Below are 17219 nucleotides of genomic sequence, written 5' to 3' on the forward strand. Positions count from 1 at the left end.
AGCCAGCGCGACTGGAATCTCCGACTGAGCCCGAACTTCACCCGGCCGCCGTTGGTCGTGGTTTGAGGTCGACCCTGGCCACGTCTCCGATGGCGGCAACAGGTGGACGCCCAGCACGAGAACCACGGTGACCCGAGCAGGATTGGGCTCCAGCGTTGCAGTTCACGCCGAGCCCGCTGCGGATTAGCGCTTCATTGCACCGACTTCGGGGATGTGCGCGCGCACAGCAAGTTCCGGATCGGGTACCAGGGTTAGTCGGCGCAGCTGACCGGGATGCGGTCGGCGCGCCAGGATCATGCGTTGTGGTCGTGTTCCAGCACGCGGCCCCGGCTGCGCCAACAACAAGCCGCCCGTCGTCCGTCACGTGAGCGGCAGCGCGTCGGTAGCGATCCCAAGTTCGTCGAGACGTGCCAGATAGGCGCCAAGGTTACGCACCTTGACTTCCTCGTAGCCGCGAATGAGATCGGGGGCTGAGGCGACGGCCAGTGCCCATTCGTAGGAGTCGCGTGTGAGCGACCGCAGGAGGTCGTTGATGGTTGCTTCGTAGTGGGTGATCAACCGACGTTCGAGCCGTCGCATCTCGGTGTAGCCGAAGGGGTCCAGAGGCGTTCCCCTGAGACGTTTAGCCTTCGCCAGGAGCCGAAGCGCTACGTGGGTGCGCGGACCCATGCTGATCTTCTTCTTGCGACCGAGTGCCTTCAATATCGGTGGGTGCAGCTTGAAGGTCAGGTTTTCCCCGCCGGGGACCTGTGACCGCACCGATGCGAGGAACACCGGGTCGGTGAGCATGCGGGCGACCTCGTACTCGTCCTTGTATGCGATGAGCTTGAAGAAGTTTCGGGTTATGGCTTCAGACAGGTCGGTGCGCTCGGTGATTTCGCGCTCCTGATCCCACGCACGTTGTGTCAGGTTGATCAGCCGAGCAGCCGTGTGGTCGTCCTGGTATGCGACCAGGTCCGCCGCCCGCCGTTCCAAGAGTTCACGCACGGCGCCCGTGACCGTGCTCGTCGTGAAGAGATGGCTCGGCACCTGAGGCGTCGGGTCGTCGGCCGGGTCTGCGGTGGCGGTCCGGAATTCCGCGGGGTTGGCGACGGCGACCCGACCCCACCTGAAGGCCGCTTGATTCATCTGCACGGCGACCCCGTTGATCGAAATCGCGTCCTCGATCGCGGCGGCGGTCACCGGGAGCGCGCCGAGTTGATACGCGGCGCCGACCAAGAGAAAGTTCGCGGTGGTGGTGTTTCCGAAGAGGCGTTCGGCGGCGGCCAGCGCGTCAAAGGACACGAGCGACCGAGTCCGAACCTTCAACCGAGACAGCAGCGAGTCATCGCTCGGGTGCTCGACGGCGGCGTCGTAGACCATGTCGCCGGTGGGCGTCCTGCTGGTCGAGGCGACCGCGACGGTGCGAACCGGGTTGCTATAGCGGATGTTCTGGGAATCGACGGCCGTGAGCAGGTCGAAGGCCAGTATGCAATCGGCCGCCCCGGCGCTGATTCGGTTGGATGAGGGGACGGCTTCGGTACTGAGCCGTAGGTGGGAGGTGACCGGTCCAGCCTTCTGGCTGAGGCCCGTCTGGTCCAGGCCCTCGGCGTAAAAGCCGGTGCGCAGGGCGGCCATCGCCAGCACCTGGTTGACGGTCACGATTCCCGTTCCCCCGATGCCGGCCAGAAAGACGTTGTAGACACCGGAGATCGGTGCCACCTCGGGGTCGGGCGCGTATGGCGGGATGGGTCGCTCGATCTCAGTGGAAGGGCCCTTTGTCGCGGGCATTTCCACGGTCACGAATGACGGACAGTTGCCGTCCAGGCAGGAGTAGTCGGTGTTGCAGGTGCTCTGGTCGATTCGGGTCTTGCGGCCGAGTTCAGTTTCGACCGGCTGAACCGACAGACAGTTGCTCTTGACGCCGCAATCGCCGCAGCCTTCACAGACCGACTCGTTGATCACCACCCGAGTGCGCCGGGGCGGCAGCATTCCGCGCTTACGCTTGCGGCGGGCTTCTGCCGCGCACTGCTGGTCGTAGATCAGTGCCGTGACGCCTTGGGTGTCACGCAACAGACGCTGTGCCTCGTCGAGGCGATCGCGGGGCCACAGCAGCACTCCGTCCGCGAACACCGCACCCTTGTGTCGCTCGGGCTCGTCGGCGCAGACGATCACTTTTGACACACCGTCGGCGATGAGTTTGTGGGTGAGTTCGGGAACCGTCAGTCCTGCCGCGACGTCCTGGGCTCCGGTCATCGCGACCGCGCTGTTGTAGAGGATCTTGTAGGTGATGTTCACACCGGCGGCGACACATGCCTGCACCGCAAGCTGTCCAGAATGAAAATAGGTTCCGTCGCCGATGTTTTGGAAAATGTGTCGGACATCGGTGAACATCGCCTGGCCGATCCATTGCGCGCCCTCGCCTCCCATCTGGGTGAGGGCAGTGACCGCAGAATCTGTTCGCGAGGACATTGTGACTAGCGTGTGACAGCCGATTCCGCCGCCGGCCAGCGATCCGTCCGGCACCGCGGTGGAGCGGTTGTGTGGACAACCGGAGCAGAAGTAGGCGGTCCGGGTGGAGGGCAGCACCGTCAGGTCGAGCGCCGGCGGCGGGGCGGGCGCGAGTGCCACCCGTTCCTTCAATACCGCGCGAAGCGGTACGAGCAGGCGTGCGGTGGTGAGTTCGCCATCCGGGGGTATCAGCGTGCTCCCGTTGGACGCCTTCTTACCCAGGATCTCGGGCGCCGCGCGGCGGCCGTAGAGGATGTCCTTGACCTGCGTCTCGACGAACGCCGATTTGTCCTCGACCACCAATATCCGCTCGACGCCGTCGGCCAGGCGGGAGACAATTTGTGGGTCAAGGGGATAGGGCATACCGATGCGCAGGATGCGGATGCCTGATCGGGTCAGGGCCGGGTCGGTCAACCCTAGGTCGACGAGTGCCTCGCGCACCGTGTCGTAGGCCGTGCCGACGGCGACGATGCCCAGCCATGCCTGCGCGGGATCAACCTCGATACGGTCGAGGTCGTTGGCGGCGTTGAATGCTCGCACCATCGCCCAGCGGGGGCCGTATAGGTCCGCCTCGGCGAGCAGGCTGTCCGGCGGAGCGGCGCAGATGCGTTGGCGGTAGGTCCAGGGTCGGCCGTCCCATTCAATGGTGGGGACGGTGATGTCGAAGTCGGAGAAGTCGCGGTCCAGCGTCCAGAGTCCGTCTGCGACGTCGGCGACGATCTTCATGGCAGCCCAGCATCCCGAGGCGCGCGACAACGCGATGCCGTACATGCCGAACCTGATGACCTCTTCGGCATTGCGGGGGAACAGGATCGGCATCGATAGGGCCGCCAGGGATCGCTCACTGGCGACCGGGAGGCTCGAGGACTTCGCGCCGGGGTCGTCACCGACCAGGGCGAGCGCACCGCCTGCGGGGTTTGCCCCATACATCGCTCCGTGGCGCAGGGCGTCGCTGGCGCGGTCTAGCCCAGGGCCCTTGCCGTACCAGACACCGATCACCCCGTCGTAGCTGCGGCTACCACGGGGCAGGTCATTCTGGCTACCCCACACCGACGTGGCGGCGAGTTCTTCGTTGACTCCCGGCACAAGGTAGACATGATGCTCGGATTCGAGGTTGGGCAGGCTGGCTAACAGCTGGTCCAGTCCGCCAAGCGGACTGCCCTGATACCCCGAGACGAAGGTGGCGACGTGGTGGCCATTGCGGGCGTCCCGTTCGTGCTGTTCGACCATCAATCGAGCGATTGCTTGCACTCCAGTCAGCAGGACTGGCCCGGAGGATGGCCGGTACCGCGCGTTGAGGTCGGGGTCGGGCCCGGCTGTACAAAGATCAGTCAAGGTGATGCGCCGTTCAGGGGTTAATGAGTCGCGGGTGGCATGTGGTTCGAAAGTTCCTATCAGGTTGGTCTGGAATGGATTTCAGGTCAACTAATCTTGTTTCAACTGAGCAAATAGTTCAGTTGTACAGGTAAAACAACTTAGTGGGGTGACTCGAATGTTCAGCATTGATCGGCTCGACGTCGATCTGCTCGAGATGCTCGCGCGCGACGCGCGGGCCGGAGTCCTGGAACTGGCGTCCAGGCTGGGCATTTCGCGTAACACCGTGCAATCCCGGCTGAAGCGACTCGAAGAGGGCGGGCTGGTCGCCGGCTACCGCCCCGAACTCGACCTCGCACGGATCGGAATCGCCACGCAGGCCTTCATCGGACTCGAGGTGCAACAGGGCCGCCTCGGCCCAATCGTGGAAGCTCTCATCGGGATACCTCAGGTGCTGGAGATCCACGCGACCACAGGGCGCGAAGATCTTCTGGTCCGCGTCGCTACCGAGACACAGGCCGGACTCCAACAGTTGATCGAGCAGGTGGTCGGTATTCCGGGGGTGGTGCACTCGACGACGACGTTGGCGCTGACGACTCCGCTGACCTTTCGGGCCGTGCCGCTGCTCAAGGACATGACGCGCAACGCGGGTTGGGGACGGTCGACGCCGAAGGATTGAGGGGTCGGCGGTCGGGGCTGGTTCGCTGTCAGCACCGTACCGGCGGGCAAGGGTTACCTATTGAACACATATTATGCAATCTGTACTATCCATAGTAGACGTTTCGTCATCTGAGCTGACTTATTCGTACCCGCGGGGCCAACGAACGGAGAGTTGCGACCAGGCATGGGTATCGATCCCGTCGTTGTGGGACAGGCGTTGTCCAACGTAGCCCCCGATCATAGGACCCAACTCATTTGCAGCTCATGTCTTCCTGCAGAGAGCGGTCCTGCCACCAAGGGGGCGTTGCCCCGTTGCAGAAGGAAGGTGTCATGACCGACCAGTCCGTGGTCCTCGATGAGGTTCGCCGAGGCATGATCCCGGCCCACATCTATAACGACCGGGAGATCTATGAGTTGGAGAAGCAGCACATCTTCGCCCGGGCGTGGATTTTCGTCGGCCACGAATCGGAGATCGCACAGCCAGGAGACTATGTCGTGCGGCGGATTCTCGAGGACTCGTTCATCATCACCCGCGACGAAAACGGCAATGTCTGTGCGCATTTCAACATGTGTCTGCACCGCGGCATGCAGGTATGCCGGGCGGAGATGGGCAACGCCTCGCACTTCCGTTGTCCGTATCACGGATGGTCCTACCGCAATGACGGCAGGATCGTGGGATTACCCTTCCATCAGGATGCTTACGGCGGCGAGGAAGGATTTGCCCGCAAGGGACAACGGCTTCTGCCGGCTCCCAACGTTGCCGTCTACAACGGCATGATCTTTCTCAGCCTGAACGCCCAGGCGCCGCCACTGGAAGATTACCTGGGGGACTTCCGGTTCTACCTCGACTTCTACACGCGGCAGAGCTCGCGTGGCATTGAGCTGCACGGACCACAACGCTGGCGGATCAAGGCCAACTGGAAGATCGGCGCCGAGAACTTCGCCGGCGATATGTACCACACGCCCCAAACGCACACCTCGGTGGTCGAGATCGGGCTCTTTCGTGAGCCCAACGCGCAGAAGCGCAAAGAGGGCGCGCTGTACTGGGCCGGCAATGGCGGCGGAACCACCTACAAACTGCCTGACGGATCGTTGGTGGACCGGCTTCGGTACGTCGGCTATCCCGACCAGATGATCGAGCGGATGAAGCAGAGTTGGTCGCCGGAACAGATCGCCCTTATCGGTACCGACGGCTTCATGTTCAGTGCCGCAACGCTGTATCCCAACCTGTCATTCGTGCACAACTGGCCGAAGGTCGCCGACAGCGACGATGTGCTTCCGTTCATCACGCTGCGGCAGTGGCAGCCGATCAGCGAGGACGAGACCGAGGTGCTGTCATGGTTCGCCGTGGACGCCGACGCCCCGGAAGAGTTCAAGGCGCTGTCCTACAAGGCCTATCTCATGTGCTTCGGTAGTACCGGCATGTTCGAACAGGACGATGTCGAGAACTGGGTGTCGCTGACCAACACCGCGGCCGGCTCGATGGCGCGGCGATTACTGCTCAACAGCCGGATGGGTCTGCTCGCCGATGACTCGGAGGTAGCGCCTCCACTGCCTGCCGACCGATTCAGCGGACCGGGTATCGCCCGTCAAGGTTACAGCGAGTTCAATCAGCGAGAGCTCTTGCGGCGCTGGGCAAATGATCTACAAGCAGGTTCTGCTGAGACGGCACGCCCGGAACCATCCGACGGTGTGACGGTCAATGGCGGCCCCGGGACAGTGACGCGAGTATGAGCACCGCCCCCGACACCCATTCCAGCCGGTCCCGACTCGGAGGGTCGGCATCGCGCGTCACCCGGACAGGCAAGACACTGCGATTCGACGATGAGCGGCACCTGGTCGCCCACCAGTGGCTGGTGGACGAGTCCTATCTGCTGGACGCACAAGCGTATTCGCAGTGGCTCGAGGTTCTCTCTGAGGACATCCACTATCTGATGCCGGTCAGGGTCACGACGGCACTGGCCGCCGGCTACGACACTTCGCCTGGCATGGCACATTTCGATGAAGACAAGTACTCGTTGTCTCGCCGGGTAGCCCGCTTCCTCACCGAACACGCCTGGACCGAGGATCCGCCGTCCCGGCTGCGCCACCACCTGTCGAACGTGCGGACCTTCGCTACCGACGACCCGGACCACCTGATCGTCGAGTCCGCCACCCTCCTGTTCCGGAGTAGAGGCGACGTGCGGGAAGGTGCCTTTCTATCCGCGGGCCGGGAGGACCTGCTGCGGCTCGAGGGCGAGCAGTGGCGGCTGGCCCGTCGCATCATCTCGGTCGACGAATCCGTCATCCGGATGCAGAATCTGGCGGTGTTTCTGTGACGCCCCCCGAGCGTGAGCAGACTGGCTCGCCGGGCGCGGCACGCAGTGAGCTGCTCAAACATGTTGTCGGCGAACCGATCACAATCGGTAACGAGTTCAGTGAGGTGCGCCTCACCCGGGTCGATACCCGCAACGGCTCGCGGCTGCTGATCGAATCGCAGAAGTCCGGGCAGTGGGTGGCGCTGTGTCCTCTCGAAGTCGAGGCCCTGACGTGGCAGTCGACCGCGACATTCTCGGCAATGATCGGACACCCCTTCGGATCCCTGGTCGACGAGCGGTCGGGTCAGTCCGCTCCGGAGTCGTGGTGACCGGCTGGCTCACCGGTCGGCGGGCTCTTGTCGTGGGCGCCGGTTCGGGGATCGGCAGGGCGGTGGTCGACGCCTTCCTGGATGAGGGTGCGCGCGTGGCTGTTCTGGAACGCGATGAGGAGAAGTGCTCGGCGCTGAGCGCCCAGCATCCCGACGTCCCCGTGGTGTGTGGCGATGCGAGCTTGCGCGCCGCCAATGACGCGGCCGTCGACGCCGCTGTCGAGGCGTTCGGCGGTCTGGACGTGCTGGTCAACTGCGTTGGGGTGTTCGACTTTTACCGCAGCATTGAAGAAATCGACGTGGACGTGCTCGACGAGGCATTCGACGAGATCTTTCGCGTCAACGTCAGAAGCTACCTGCATTCGGTCAAGGCGGCGCTTCCCGCGCTGCGTGAATCCGAGCGGCCCGCCATCGTGCTGACCGAGTCCACGTCCGGGTACTACGCGGGGCGAGGTGGGGTGCTCTACGTGGCTTCCAAATTCGCCGTCCGCGGATTGGTCACCGCGCTATCTCATGACCTGGCGCCGCAGATCAGGGTCAACGGTGTTGCCCCCGGCGCCACCCTGGGTACCGACCTTCGCGGCCTGGCCGTTCTGGGCATGGCGGACCGCAGCATCTCGAAAGTGCCCGGTCGTGCCGAAGAGATGTCGGCGCGCGTTCCCCTGCAGGTCGCCTTGTCCGCTGAGGACCACGCGTGGAGTTACGTTTTCCTGGCATCGCATCGCGCCCGTGGCATCACCGGCGACGTGATCCACCCCGACGGAGGCATGAGCGTTGCCGCGGCCCCGAGGAAGCGCAGTTGAGCACTCGCACCGCACGATCGGAAGAGAGGGGACAACTATGCCCAGACTCCACGCTGACTACCAGTCGTGCCAGGGTTATGGCAACTGCGTAACCGGCGCTGCCGACACCTTCGATGTCGACGACGACGGCGTGGTGGTGCTGTTGCGCGACACCTTCGCAGAGCCTGAGCGCTCACGAATCGAGGACGCGGTTGGCAGTTGCCCCGTGAACGCCCTGAGCATCGAGGCCGACTGATGTCCGGGCAGACCGTCGTCATCGTGGGGTCGTCCGTCGGCGGAGTGCGCACCGCGAAGGCGCTACGATCCCAGGGCTTCGGCGGCCGAATCGTGTTGATCGGCCGCGAGAGCAATCTGCCCTACGACAAGCCGCCCCTCTCTAAGCAGTTCCTCGCAGGCTCGTGGGATCAGAGCCGGCTGACGATGCTCACCGCGGAGCAAGCCGACGAGGCCGGTATCGAACTGCGCCTCGGCAACGCAGCTGAGCAACTTGATCTTGCTGATCGAGCGGTGGTCCTCGCCGACGGCGCGCGCGTCCCATTCGACATCCTGGTCGTCGCCACCGGCGCTGATGCGCGACCGGCCCCGTGGCCGGTGGCCTCCGGCGTTTATCTCGTGCGGACGCTCGACGACAGCCGTGGACTGGCTCGCGCGCTGGCGGCCGCCGGACCGGTGGTAGTCGTGGGCGGCGGGTTCATCGGCGCCGAGGTGGCCTCGACTGCGCACGCCGCGGGGCGGAACGTGACCATCGTCGATCCGCTCACCGCGCCGATCGGCCGGATCGTCGGGGCTGAACTCGGCGCCATCCTCACCAGCGTGCACGCGAGGCACGGGGTGCAGACGCGATTCGGCGCCGGTGTCGAGTCGGTCGATGGTCGCGAGGGCGATCTTCGCGTCACCCTAACGAGCAACGAGACGCTGCGCGCGGCCATCGTGGTCGTCGGTATTGGCGCCATCCCCAACGACGCCTGGCTATCCTCCTCCGGACTGCTGATCGACGATGGCGTGGTGTGCGACGAATTCTGCCGCGCGGTAGGGCATCCGGGCGTCTTCGCGGTCGGTGACGTGGTGCGCTGGCGTCATCCTGGGCATAAGGAAGATGTACGCGTCGAGCACTGGACCAACGCCGCCGAGCAGGCCGCCTGTGTGGCCCACAACATCACCCACCCCGACGAACTGCGTTCCTACGCTCCGACCGAATACGTGTGGAGTGACCAGTACGACTGGAAGATACAAATCGCCGGGCGGCCGCACCGAGCGACGCTCGATCGGATCGTTGGCGACCTGGACGTCGACCCGCCGCAGAGTGCAGCAGTATTCGGCGATCAGGACGGGATGCTGACTGCGGCTGTCACCGTCAACTGGCCGAAGGCCTTGATGCTGTGCCGCAGAATGATTGGCGCGGGAACGACCGTCGCCGACTGCCTGGCGGAAGTGGAACGCTTACCGCAGCTCAACGTAGGCCAATCGGCCGGAGGGTGATCACCGGATGACTATGGAAGCAGAACCGATCGTTGCCCGGGCATACGGGCCGACACCCCAGTACCCCGTGGAATCGGTCGACAACGCCTTGCAGATCGTCATGCTCCTGGCGACCCGGAATGAACTCCGGCTTACCGATGTGAGCGCCTACCTCGGCGTGGCGAGTTCAACGGCGCACCGGCTACTCGCCATGCTGTCCTACCGCGGACTGATCCGCCAGGATCCGAAAACTAGGGCCTACCGTGTAGGACCGGGTCTGGATCTGCTCGCCTTCAGCGTGCTGCGCCAGCTGGATGTCCGCGACCGTGCCCGGCCGGTGTTGGAAAAACTGAACGCCGGTCTAAGGGAAACCGTGCATCTGGGAAGGCTGGAAGGCGCCGAGGTCGACTTCGTCGCCTCCATCGAGAGTCCGCAGGCGCTGCGGGTGTCTAACCGTCTGGGCGTGGCGATGCCCGCACACTGCACGTCGACCGGCAAGGCGTTGCTTTCCGCTCTTGGGCCCGGGGAGCTCGACCGGCTCTATCCCCACGCCGATCTGATCCAGATGACGCGGAATTCCATTGCATCGAGGGTGGCGCTCGATGCGGAGCTCGCCGAGGTGCGCAAGCGCGGGTATGCCATCAGTAATGAAGAGGGCGAGGTGGGCGTGATCTCCATCGCAGTAGCGCTGCGCGGCGGATCGTATGCCCTCAACGCATCGGTGCCCGTCAGCCGAATGACTAAGCGCTTGCGCAGAACAGTGCTCAGTGAGCTGATTGCTGCTACCGATGAGATCGATGGACTGCTGCCATGAACCGGGCAGAGCGTCTCGAATTGACCTACGGTGGCGAACTTTATGACAGAACGCGTCGCCTCTACACGGGCGAGGTCGCACCTGAGGGTATACGGATGCGCTACCTGCACACCGCGATCGAAGACCTCTTCTGGCGCCAGGGCAAGTACGGCGAGTTCGACGTGGCCGAGTATTCGATGGGCGCATACCTGTCCACGGTTGACGATCCCGATCGGCCTTTCGTCGCCCTCCCGGTCTTCCCGTCTCGGCTTTTCCGCCACTCCAGTGTCTACGTGCGCGACGACGCGAATGTGTCCGAGGCGGCCGACCTCAACGCCGGCGTCATCGGGACCCCCGAATGGAGCATGACCGCCTCGTTGTGGATGCGCGGCATACTGGGCGAGCACCACGGTGTCGATCTCGCGTCGATCCGTTGGCGCACAGGTGGTCTCGAGGAGCCGGGTCGTCAGGAGAAGGCGCCGGTGACACCCCCTGCCTATTTCGACGTGTCCCGCATCGACGACGAGGACACCCTCAGCGAACAGCTGATCCGCGGTGAACTGGACGGACTGATCACAGCGCGTGCCCCACGGGCGTTCCTGCAAGGCGATCCGCGGATTCGACGGTTGTGGCCAGACTTCCGTGCCGTGGAGCGCGCCTATTTCGAGGCGACTCAGATTGTTCCGATCATGCATGTGGTGGTCGTCAAACGTTCGGTGTTGACCGCTCATCCATGGGTGGCCAACAACCTCGTCGATGCGTTCGAACGGGCCCGCAAACCCGTACAGCGGGAGCTTATCGACACCGCAGTCTGCACGACCAGCCTGATATGGGAGTCCTCCTACGCGGAAGCAGAAAAAGACATTCTCGGCGATCCCTTCCGCTGCGGCGTCGCTGAGAACCTCGCCGCCCTACAGGCACTGCTGGCCTACGCGCACGAGCAGGGGTTCAGCGAACGCCCGCTGCGACTCGAGGATGTGTTCGTACCGTCGACCGTCAGCGCAGCGCGCGTGTAGCCCCAACAAACCCGCTGTGACTCAGGCGAGTCCAAGGATCCTCTCGGCGGTCAGCACGCTGACCGCCGAAGTGACCGCGTCGGGGAGACCGGCGCCGAGCAGGGCCGCTCCTGCTGGTCGTTCGGCGATGGCGAACGGATAATCGGTGCCGACCACCACCCGATCTGCCCCGACCCGCCCGACCAGAGCCGCAACCGCGTCCTCGTCGAAGAGCAGCGAGTCGTAATAGAAGCGGCCGGCATAACTCGACGGACGGTCGCTGCAGTACGTCACTGCCGATGAGTTCTCCCAGAATCGCTCGATTCTCGGAAGCAGTGCCAGAAATGCACCTCCGCCGTGAGCGAGCAGAATGTCGAGGTTGGGATGGCGGTCAAGAACGCCGCCCATCACCAATGACGCTGCAGCCGTCGCCGTCTCAGCGCCCATTCCGATGGAATCGGCGAGACCGTGCTTCGTGAGCCGATCCGAACCCAGCACCTGCCACGGGTGTACAAAGACCAGAGCGCTGTGATCGGCACAGGCCGCGAAGAAGGGATCCAGCGCGCGGTCGTCGAGATTAAGTCCGCGGACGTTCGAGCCGATCTCGACACCAGCGAGGCCGAGAACCTGCCGAATTTCGACGACCATCTCCGCGGCCCGGTCCGGGTCCTGCAGCGGGACTGTGCCCAGCCCGCTGAACCGCGCCGGATATGCGCGAACCGCGTCGGCGATCCATTCGTTCTGCACCCGCGCCATCTCGGCCACGCCATCGGCGCTCAGACCATAAGAGAAAGTTATCGGTATGGGTGAAATAACCTGTCTTGCAACGCCGTCAGTCTCCATGTCGGCGAGTCGTCGCTCCAGGTTCCAGCATTGGTCCGTGATCGAACGAAAGTGCCGGTCGCCGAGCATGATATCGGCGCTACACGGACCGGTTTCCACCAGTTCCAGCCAGGAACCCGCGAAGCGTCGGCCGAAGTTGGGTAGGGAGCGGGGCAGGCCATGGGTGTGGAGATCGATCACAATATCGCCTGAAAAGACGCCGGTAGTCTCATGAAGACACCTGACCACGGAGCCTCGGGCGTGGGCGCTTGAGATCGGCGCCATTGGTGACGGTCTGGCAGTTCTGTTCGATCGAGTCGTAGAACTTGCCGAGCAACGTCTGCAGCTGACGCTTCTGCGGGGGTGTCAGATCGCTCATCAGGGTCTGTAGGTATGCCCAATGTCCGGGCAGAAACTTGCGTAGAAAGGCGCGGCCGGGTTTACCGATGCGGATCAGGAAGGACCGACGGTCATCGGGATTCGTTATGCGTTCGACGTAACCCCGCCGCGCCAACCCGTCCACGACACCGGTCAGGTTAGCCGGCAGCACGGAGACCGCCTGACCAAGAGCCCCCATCGTCAGCGGCTCCGAGGCGCGGTCGAGCACCGTGAGGATATTGAGCTGGCTGATGTTCAGGTCATGCGGCAGTAGTTCGCTGACGTGAGCCCGCTCAAAGGCGGTCGCGGTACGGAACAGCGCCAACGTCAGTCCCAGGACTGCGGTGTCGAATCCCGGATCCTCCCGGTCGGCCGCCCTTGCGATCTCCTCGGCGATCGAGCGTGGGTTACGGGGTCGTCGCGGCATGGGATCGCCTCCCGATTTGATCACGATTGTGGATAGTTCCGGTTCTGTACAGTACCGACGTCAACAAATTTGTCGCGGTGTCGGGTGAATGGTTTACAACTCACGGGAGAGGAATGTTGACGGTCTTGGTCTGGAGGTAACTCTCCAATTCCTCGACTCCCTCTTCGGTACCTGTTCCGCTGTCCTTGCGCCCACCGAACGGCGCACCCAGAAAGTGGCTGCCGCTGCCGTTAATCCACACATAGCCGGTGTCAAGCCTGTCTGCCACCGAGACTGCGGTCGTGATGTCGTTGCTCCAGATCGCGCCGGTTAGACCGAACGGTAGTGCGTTGGCCTGAGCGATGGCGGCGTCAAGATCTGTGAATCGCAGCACCGACAAGACCGGGCCGAAAATCTCCTCACGGGCAACGGTCATCGACATGTCGACGTCGGCGAAGACCGTCGGCTCGACGTAGAAGCCCGCCTCGAATTGCTTCCCCGGCGGCCGTCCGCCGCCGGTGACCAAGCTAGCCCCTTCGCGTTTCGCGACGTCGATGTAGTGATTCACCTTGTCGAACTGCGCTTGGGATACCAGGCATCCCATCTCGGTGGCCGGATCCAGCGGATGACCGATCCTGATCGACTTCAATCGCTCGACCAGGCCGGAAACCACCTGGTCGTGAAGTGACTCGTGAAGAAAGAGCCGGGTCGTCGATCCGCAGGACTGTCCCTGGCTCCAATGACAGTTCATGCCGAAAGCCGCGCCCTCGACGACGGCGGTCGGGTCGGCGTCTGGGCAGACGATCATCGCGTTCTTGCCGCCGAGTTCCAGGGTGACGTGTTTGATGCCCGCCTCGGCTGCCGCGGCCATCACTTTCTGGCCAGTGGGGACGCTGCCGATGAGTGCGATGCGCTTGACGTCGCGGTGTCGGACCAGTGCGTCTCCCGCCACCGCACCGCTTCCCGAGATGATGTTGACAACGCCGGGCGGAAACGACTCGAGAACCACCTCGGCCATCAGCAGGGAGGACAGCGGAGCCTGATCGGGCACCTTGAGAATCAGTGTGTTGCCGGTGATCAGCGGAGCGCCTACTTTGGCGGCGGCGAACAGGATGGGGTGGTTATAGGGAATTATCCGCCCGACCGCGCCGTACGGTTCTTTGCGGGTCATCAGCCAGCTGCGCGTCATCGACGGAAGGGTGTCGCCGGTGACGCTGAAGGCCACCGCCGCGTGGTAGTCGAGCCACCGGCTAGCCATAATGACGTCGCCGACCATGGCTGTCACGGGATTGCCGGTGTCGATAGCGTCGAGCAGACCGAAATCGGTTGCGCGGGCACGCAATCTCTGCGCGAACGACCTAATCATCTCCGAGCGCTCAAGCAATGTGGTGCCGCGCCATTGCGGGAACGCCGCCACCGCCGCCGCGACAGCTGCGTCAACGTCGGGGAGGCCCGCGGCAGGAACGCGGGCGATGGTGGAGCCGTCATGCGGGGCGGTGATCTCCATCGCCGCGCCGTCAGCGGCGCTGACGCGGTCGCCCCCGATGAGCATCCGCCAGTCACGGTCGAGCAGCCTAGCGACGTCCGTCTTGTTGCTTTCGAGAGAGGATTGCACGTGCTATGCCCACTTTCTGGAGGACCACTCGTCAGCGTAAGCCGACTCTAGCGGTTAAACCTGCCGTTGAGCCTATATCCACAAATATTTCATAACTATAACTAATTCGGACGCTACCGCACACCGCTACGTGGCCGCGACCAGGTCACGTAATGGCCTGTTGCGCAGGGCGAATCTTGCGACTTCGATCCGACAGGGGTCATTGCGCTCGCCACCTCCCTAGGTGTGCAGGGACGGCTTTGACCCGAAGGGCAGTACGCAATATAGTTCACAAGCATAAGTAAAAACCGAGTGGCGCATCTGGGATGTCGCGGTGCGGGCTGAGTTGCCTCGTCAGGTTCAGGAAGGTCGGAGATGATCGAACTGCAGGACATTGCTTACGTGCGATCGGGGGTGACCGATCTCCAGCGTGCGACCCGCTTCGCGGTCGACATCGTGGGACTGGATCCGGTCGCGCAGGACCAAGGTGTCACCTATTTGCGGGCCGACGGCCGTCATCACTGCCTAGCGCTGATCGAAAGCAACCGGCCCGGCGTCCTCGCATCGGCGTTCTCGTTGCGAGACGATGCCGCGCTCGAGTCAGCCGAAGTCGAGTTGCAGCAGTACGGCTGCACGGTTTCGCGTGGCACCGAACAGGAAGCGCGACACCGACATGTTCGCAATTTCATCGCTTTCGACGACCCCTTCGGCAATCACGTCGAATTGGTCACGGGCCAGAGCACCCTGGCGCGTCCGATCAACTTCGGTCGACCCGCCGCAGGTATCACGGAGTTCGGCCACCTGTGCCTCGATGCCCCCGATGTACGGGCTGCGCACGCCTTCTGGTCTACGGTGTTCAGCGCCAAGGTGTCCGACTGGATCGGTGAGGGCGCTTGCCTGATGCGAATAGACCCCGTCCATCACAAGCTCGCGTTCTTCCAGAGCGACGCGGGACCAGGCTTCTGTCACATCAACTTCCAGGTCGAGACGCTCGACGATGTGATGCGCAATTGGCGATTCCTGCAACAGAACGATGTGCAGATTCTGCATGGGCCAGGCCGTCACCCGACGTCGACGGCCATCTTCGTCTACTTCCTCGGGCCCGACAACCTGACCTACGAGTACTCATTCGGGGTTCAGTTGATTGAAGACGAGGCGTGGACCCCCCGCATGTTCGAGCTCGGAGAGCCGGGCTCGATCGATATGTGGTTGGGTCCAACCCAGCGGACCGTCTCCCAGAGTCAACTCGTAGGCCGCTCGACAGCATCGCTTTCTGTCGTTGCGCCTGAGCTCAGCGTGTGATGCGTACCGAAGAGTGCCATCAGATGGCCGAGGAGCTGCTGGCGGCCTACCAGACGCGCAGCCCGATCGCCCCGCTGACCGACCGATTCCCTGACTTGACCGTGGCGGAGGGCTTCGACATCCAGCGAGCACAGGTCGACCGGTGGATGGCCGAAGGCCGGATCATCAAAGGCCACAAAGTTGGCCTGACCTCTGCGGCCATGCAACGCCAAATGGGGGTGAATCAACCGGATTTCGGTGTCTTGCACGACCAGATGTTCCACCCAGAGTCCGATCCCATCCCGGTGACTGCTTTCCTGCAGCCGCGTGTCGAACCGGAGATCGCCCTAGTAATCAAGCGTGACCTTGCCGGTCCCGGCGTGACAGTCGCCGAGGCCCTGGCCGCGGTGGACTTCGTGCTGCCGGCACTGGAAATCATCGACAGCCGCATCGCCGACTGGCGTATCAGCGTCGCCGACACGGTTGCCGACAACGCCTCGTCGGGGGGAGTCGTGCTCGGCGGGCGTCCTGTTCGACCCACAGATGCGGACCTTCGGCTCCTCGGATGCAACCTGTACTGCAACGGCGAGGTGGTCGCGACGGGTGCCGGGGGAGCGGCGCTCGGCTCGCCGGTGATATCGCTGGCATGGCTGGCCAACACCCTGGGTCAGCAGAACGACTGCCTGAGAACCGGTGATGTCGTGCTGCCGGGTTCGGTGACCGCGGCACAACCGGTGCGACCAGGCGATGTCTGGACCGCGCAGTTTGCCCAACTCGGGCTCGTCACCACACGTTTCGCCGCAGGAGAGTCGTGAATAAATGGACCGTTGATCGGGCGGCCTCCGCGCTGCTTGACGCAGAGGACACGCGAACCGCCCGCAACCCGATCACCGATGATTGGGCCGACCTCGACCTGAGGACCGCCTATGCGGTTCAGGACGAGGCGTTGTGCCGCCGAGTCGAGCGTGGTGAAAGCGTCGTCGGTGTGAAGCTGGGCCTGACGTCTCGAGCCAAGCAGCAGCGAATGGGTATTTCGTCGCCGCTCGTTGCGTGGCTGACCGATGCGATGACGCTGCCCGCCGGGGCGCCGTTGCCGGCGGGCGTGTTGATTCATCCGCGCGTCGAGCCGGAACTCGTCTTCGTCATGAAGGAGCGGTTGAGCGGTCCCGGTGTTACAGCGGCACAAGCGATGTCAGCGGTGGGGCACGTCTACGCGGGCATGGAGATCATTGACTCCCGCTATCGCGATTTTCGGTTCACGCTGCCTGACGTCGTCGCCGACAACGCCTCATCGGGTCGATATCTGACGGGCCCAATCGGATTGCCGCCGGAAGAACTGGACCTCTCACTGGAGGCGTGCTTAGTCGAAGTCGACGGCGTCATCGTCGACAGCGCCACCGGAGCCGCGGTTCAAGGTCACCCTGCGGAGGCGCTGGCGCTGGCGGCGAACGTGCTCGCCGACCGGGGGTTGGCGATCGAACGCGGTTGGATTGTGCTCACCGGCGGGATGACCGATGCGGTTGCGCTCGGTCCTAAAAGCGTTGTGAGAATGCATTTTTCGAACCTAGGCTCACTGGTCGTCCACGAAGGGAAGTAACG

16 protein-coding genes are annotated in these 17219 nt (G+C 63.6%); 12 read left to right on the forward strand and 4 right to left on the reverse strand.

The features are described from left to right. Positions 1–360: 360 nt before the first annotated feature. Positions 361–3825 (reverse strand): indolepyruvate ferredoxin oxidoreductase family protein, encoded by a 3465-nt coding sequence (locus U8D42_RS28350; protein WP_141224620.1) that lies wholly within the window; start codon positions 3823–3825, stop codon positions 361–363. A 157-nt stretch (positions 3826–3982) separates the two neighbouring features. On the opposite strand from U8D42_RS28350, the gene U8D42_RS28355 reads away from it, so the two are divergent. The 9 genes from U8D42_RS28355 to U8D42_RS28395 all read left to right on the forward strand — a co-directional run bounded on the left by U8D42_RS28355 (position 3983) and on the right by U8D42_RS28395 (position 11160). After that, on the forward strand, positions 3983–4483 hold the full coding sequence (locus tag U8D42_RS28355) for an Lrp/AsnC family transcriptional regulator (RefSeq protein WP_014379553.1): 501 nt from the start codon (positions 3983–3985) through the stop codon (positions 4481–4483). A gap of 311 nt (positions 4484–4794) precedes the next feature. Continuing rightward, positions 4795–6198: an aromatic ring-hydroxylating dioxygenase subunit alpha gene (locus U8D42_RS28360; protein ID WP_009953907.1), complete on the forward strand. Its 1404-nt coding sequence runs from the start codon at positions 4795–4797 to the stop codon at positions 6196–6198. Continuing rightward, a complete protein-coding gene (locus tag U8D42_RS28365) occupies positions 6195–6782 on the forward strand; it encodes a 3-phenylpropionate/cinnamic acid dioxygenase subunit beta (RefSeq protein ID WP_009953908.1) in 588 nt (195 codons plus the stop codon). The genes U8D42_RS28360 and U8D42_RS28365 overlap by 4 nt, the downstream gene beginning before the upstream one ends. Further along, complete coding sequence (locus U8D42_RS28370; RefSeq protein ID WP_009953910.1) at positions 6779–7090, forward strand: hypothetical protein; 312 nt, start codon at positions 6779–6781, stop codon at positions 7088–7090. Before U8D42_RS28365 ends, U8D42_RS28370 begins: the two co-directional genes overlap by 4 nt. Further along, positions 7087–7893 carry a 3-(cis-5,6-dihydroxycyclohexa-1,3-dien-1-yl)propanoate dehydrogenase gene (gene hcaB / locus U8D42_RS28375; RefSeq protein ID WP_009953911.1) on the forward strand — a complete coding sequence of 269 codons (807 nt, stop codon included), beginning with the start codon at positions 7087–7089 and terminating at the stop codon, positions 7891–7893. Before U8D42_RS28370 ends, hcaB begins: the two co-directional genes overlap by 4 nt. A gap of 37 nt (positions 7894–7930) precedes the next feature. Then, positions 7931–8128, forward strand: coding sequence for a ferredoxin (locus U8D42_RS28380; RefSeq protein WP_009953912.1), 198 nt, complete (start codon positions 7931–7933; stop codon positions 8126–8128). Further along, on the forward strand, positions 8128–9372 hold the full coding sequence (locus U8D42_RS28385) for an NAD(P)/FAD-dependent oxidoreductase (RefSeq protein ID WP_009953913.1): 1245 nt from the start codon (positions 8128–8130) through the stop codon (positions 9370–9372). The genes U8D42_RS28380 and U8D42_RS28385 overlap by 1 nt, the downstream gene beginning before the upstream one ends. Positions 9373–9379: 7 nt before the next feature. After that, on the forward strand, positions 9380–10165 hold the full coding sequence (locus tag U8D42_RS28390; protein WP_009953914.1) for an IclR family transcriptional regulator: 786 nt from the start codon (positions 9380–9382) through the stop codon (positions 10163–10165). Beyond that, entirely contained in the window at positions 10162–11160 is a 999-nt protein-coding gene (locus U8D42_RS28395; protein ID WP_036390486.1) for a hypothetical protein, read from the forward strand. The genes U8D42_RS28390 and U8D42_RS28395 overlap by 4 nt, the downstream gene beginning before the upstream one ends. Before the next feature lie 21 nt (positions 11161–11181). On the opposite strand, the gene U8D42_RS28400 is transcribed toward U8D42_RS28395, so the two are convergent. From U8D42_RS28400 to U8D42_RS28410, 3 genes are all read right to left on the reverse strand, one after another. Continuing rightward, positions 11182–12162 (reverse strand): amidohydrolase family protein, encoded by a 981-nt coding sequence (locus U8D42_RS28400; RefSeq protein WP_052955271.1) that lies wholly within the window; start codon positions 12160–12162, stop codon positions 11182–11184. 28 nt (positions 12163–12190) lie between these two features. Beyond that, positions 12191–12766: a MarR family winged helix-turn-helix transcriptional regulator gene (locus U8D42_RS28405; RefSeq protein ID WP_020415598.1), complete on the reverse strand. Its 576-nt coding sequence runs from the start codon at positions 12764–12766 to the stop codon at positions 12191–12193. Positions 12767–12866: 100 nt separating this feature from the next. After that, complete coding sequence (locus U8D42_RS28410) at positions 12867–14360, reverse strand: aldehyde dehydrogenase family protein (RefSeq protein WP_014379557.1); 1494 nt, start codon at positions 14358–14360, stop codon at positions 12867–12869. Positions 14361–14714: 354 nt separating this feature from the next. On the opposite strand from U8D42_RS28410, the gene U8D42_RS28415 reads away from it, so the two are divergent. The 3 genes from U8D42_RS28415 to U8D42_RS28425 are packed head-to-tail and all read left to right on the forward strand — an operon-like array spanning position 14715 to position 17217. Next, positions 14715–15641, forward strand: a complete 927-nt coding sequence (locus U8D42_RS28415) for a VOC family protein (protein ID WP_009953924.1) — start codon at positions 14715–14717, stop codon at positions 15639–15641. Further along, a complete protein-coding gene (locus tag U8D42_RS28420) occupies positions 15641–16435 on the forward strand; it encodes a 2-keto-4-pentenoate hydratase (protein ID WP_047322053.1) in 795 nt (264 codons plus the stop codon). The genes U8D42_RS28415 and U8D42_RS28420 overlap by 1 nt, the downstream gene beginning before the upstream one ends. Next, positions 16432–17217, forward strand: coding sequence for a 2-keto-4-pentenoate hydratase (locus U8D42_RS28425; protein WP_009953926.1), 786 nt, complete (start codon positions 16432–16434; stop codon positions 17215–17217). The genes U8D42_RS28420 and U8D42_RS28425 overlap by 4 nt, the downstream gene beginning before the upstream one ends. Positions 17218–17219: the final 2 nt, after the last annotated feature.

The organism is Mycobacterium europaeum (genome assembly GCF_034555895.2).
GTDB lineage: Bacteria > Actinomycetota > Actinomycetes > Mycobacteriales > Mycobacteriaceae > Mycobacterium > Mycobacterium europaeum.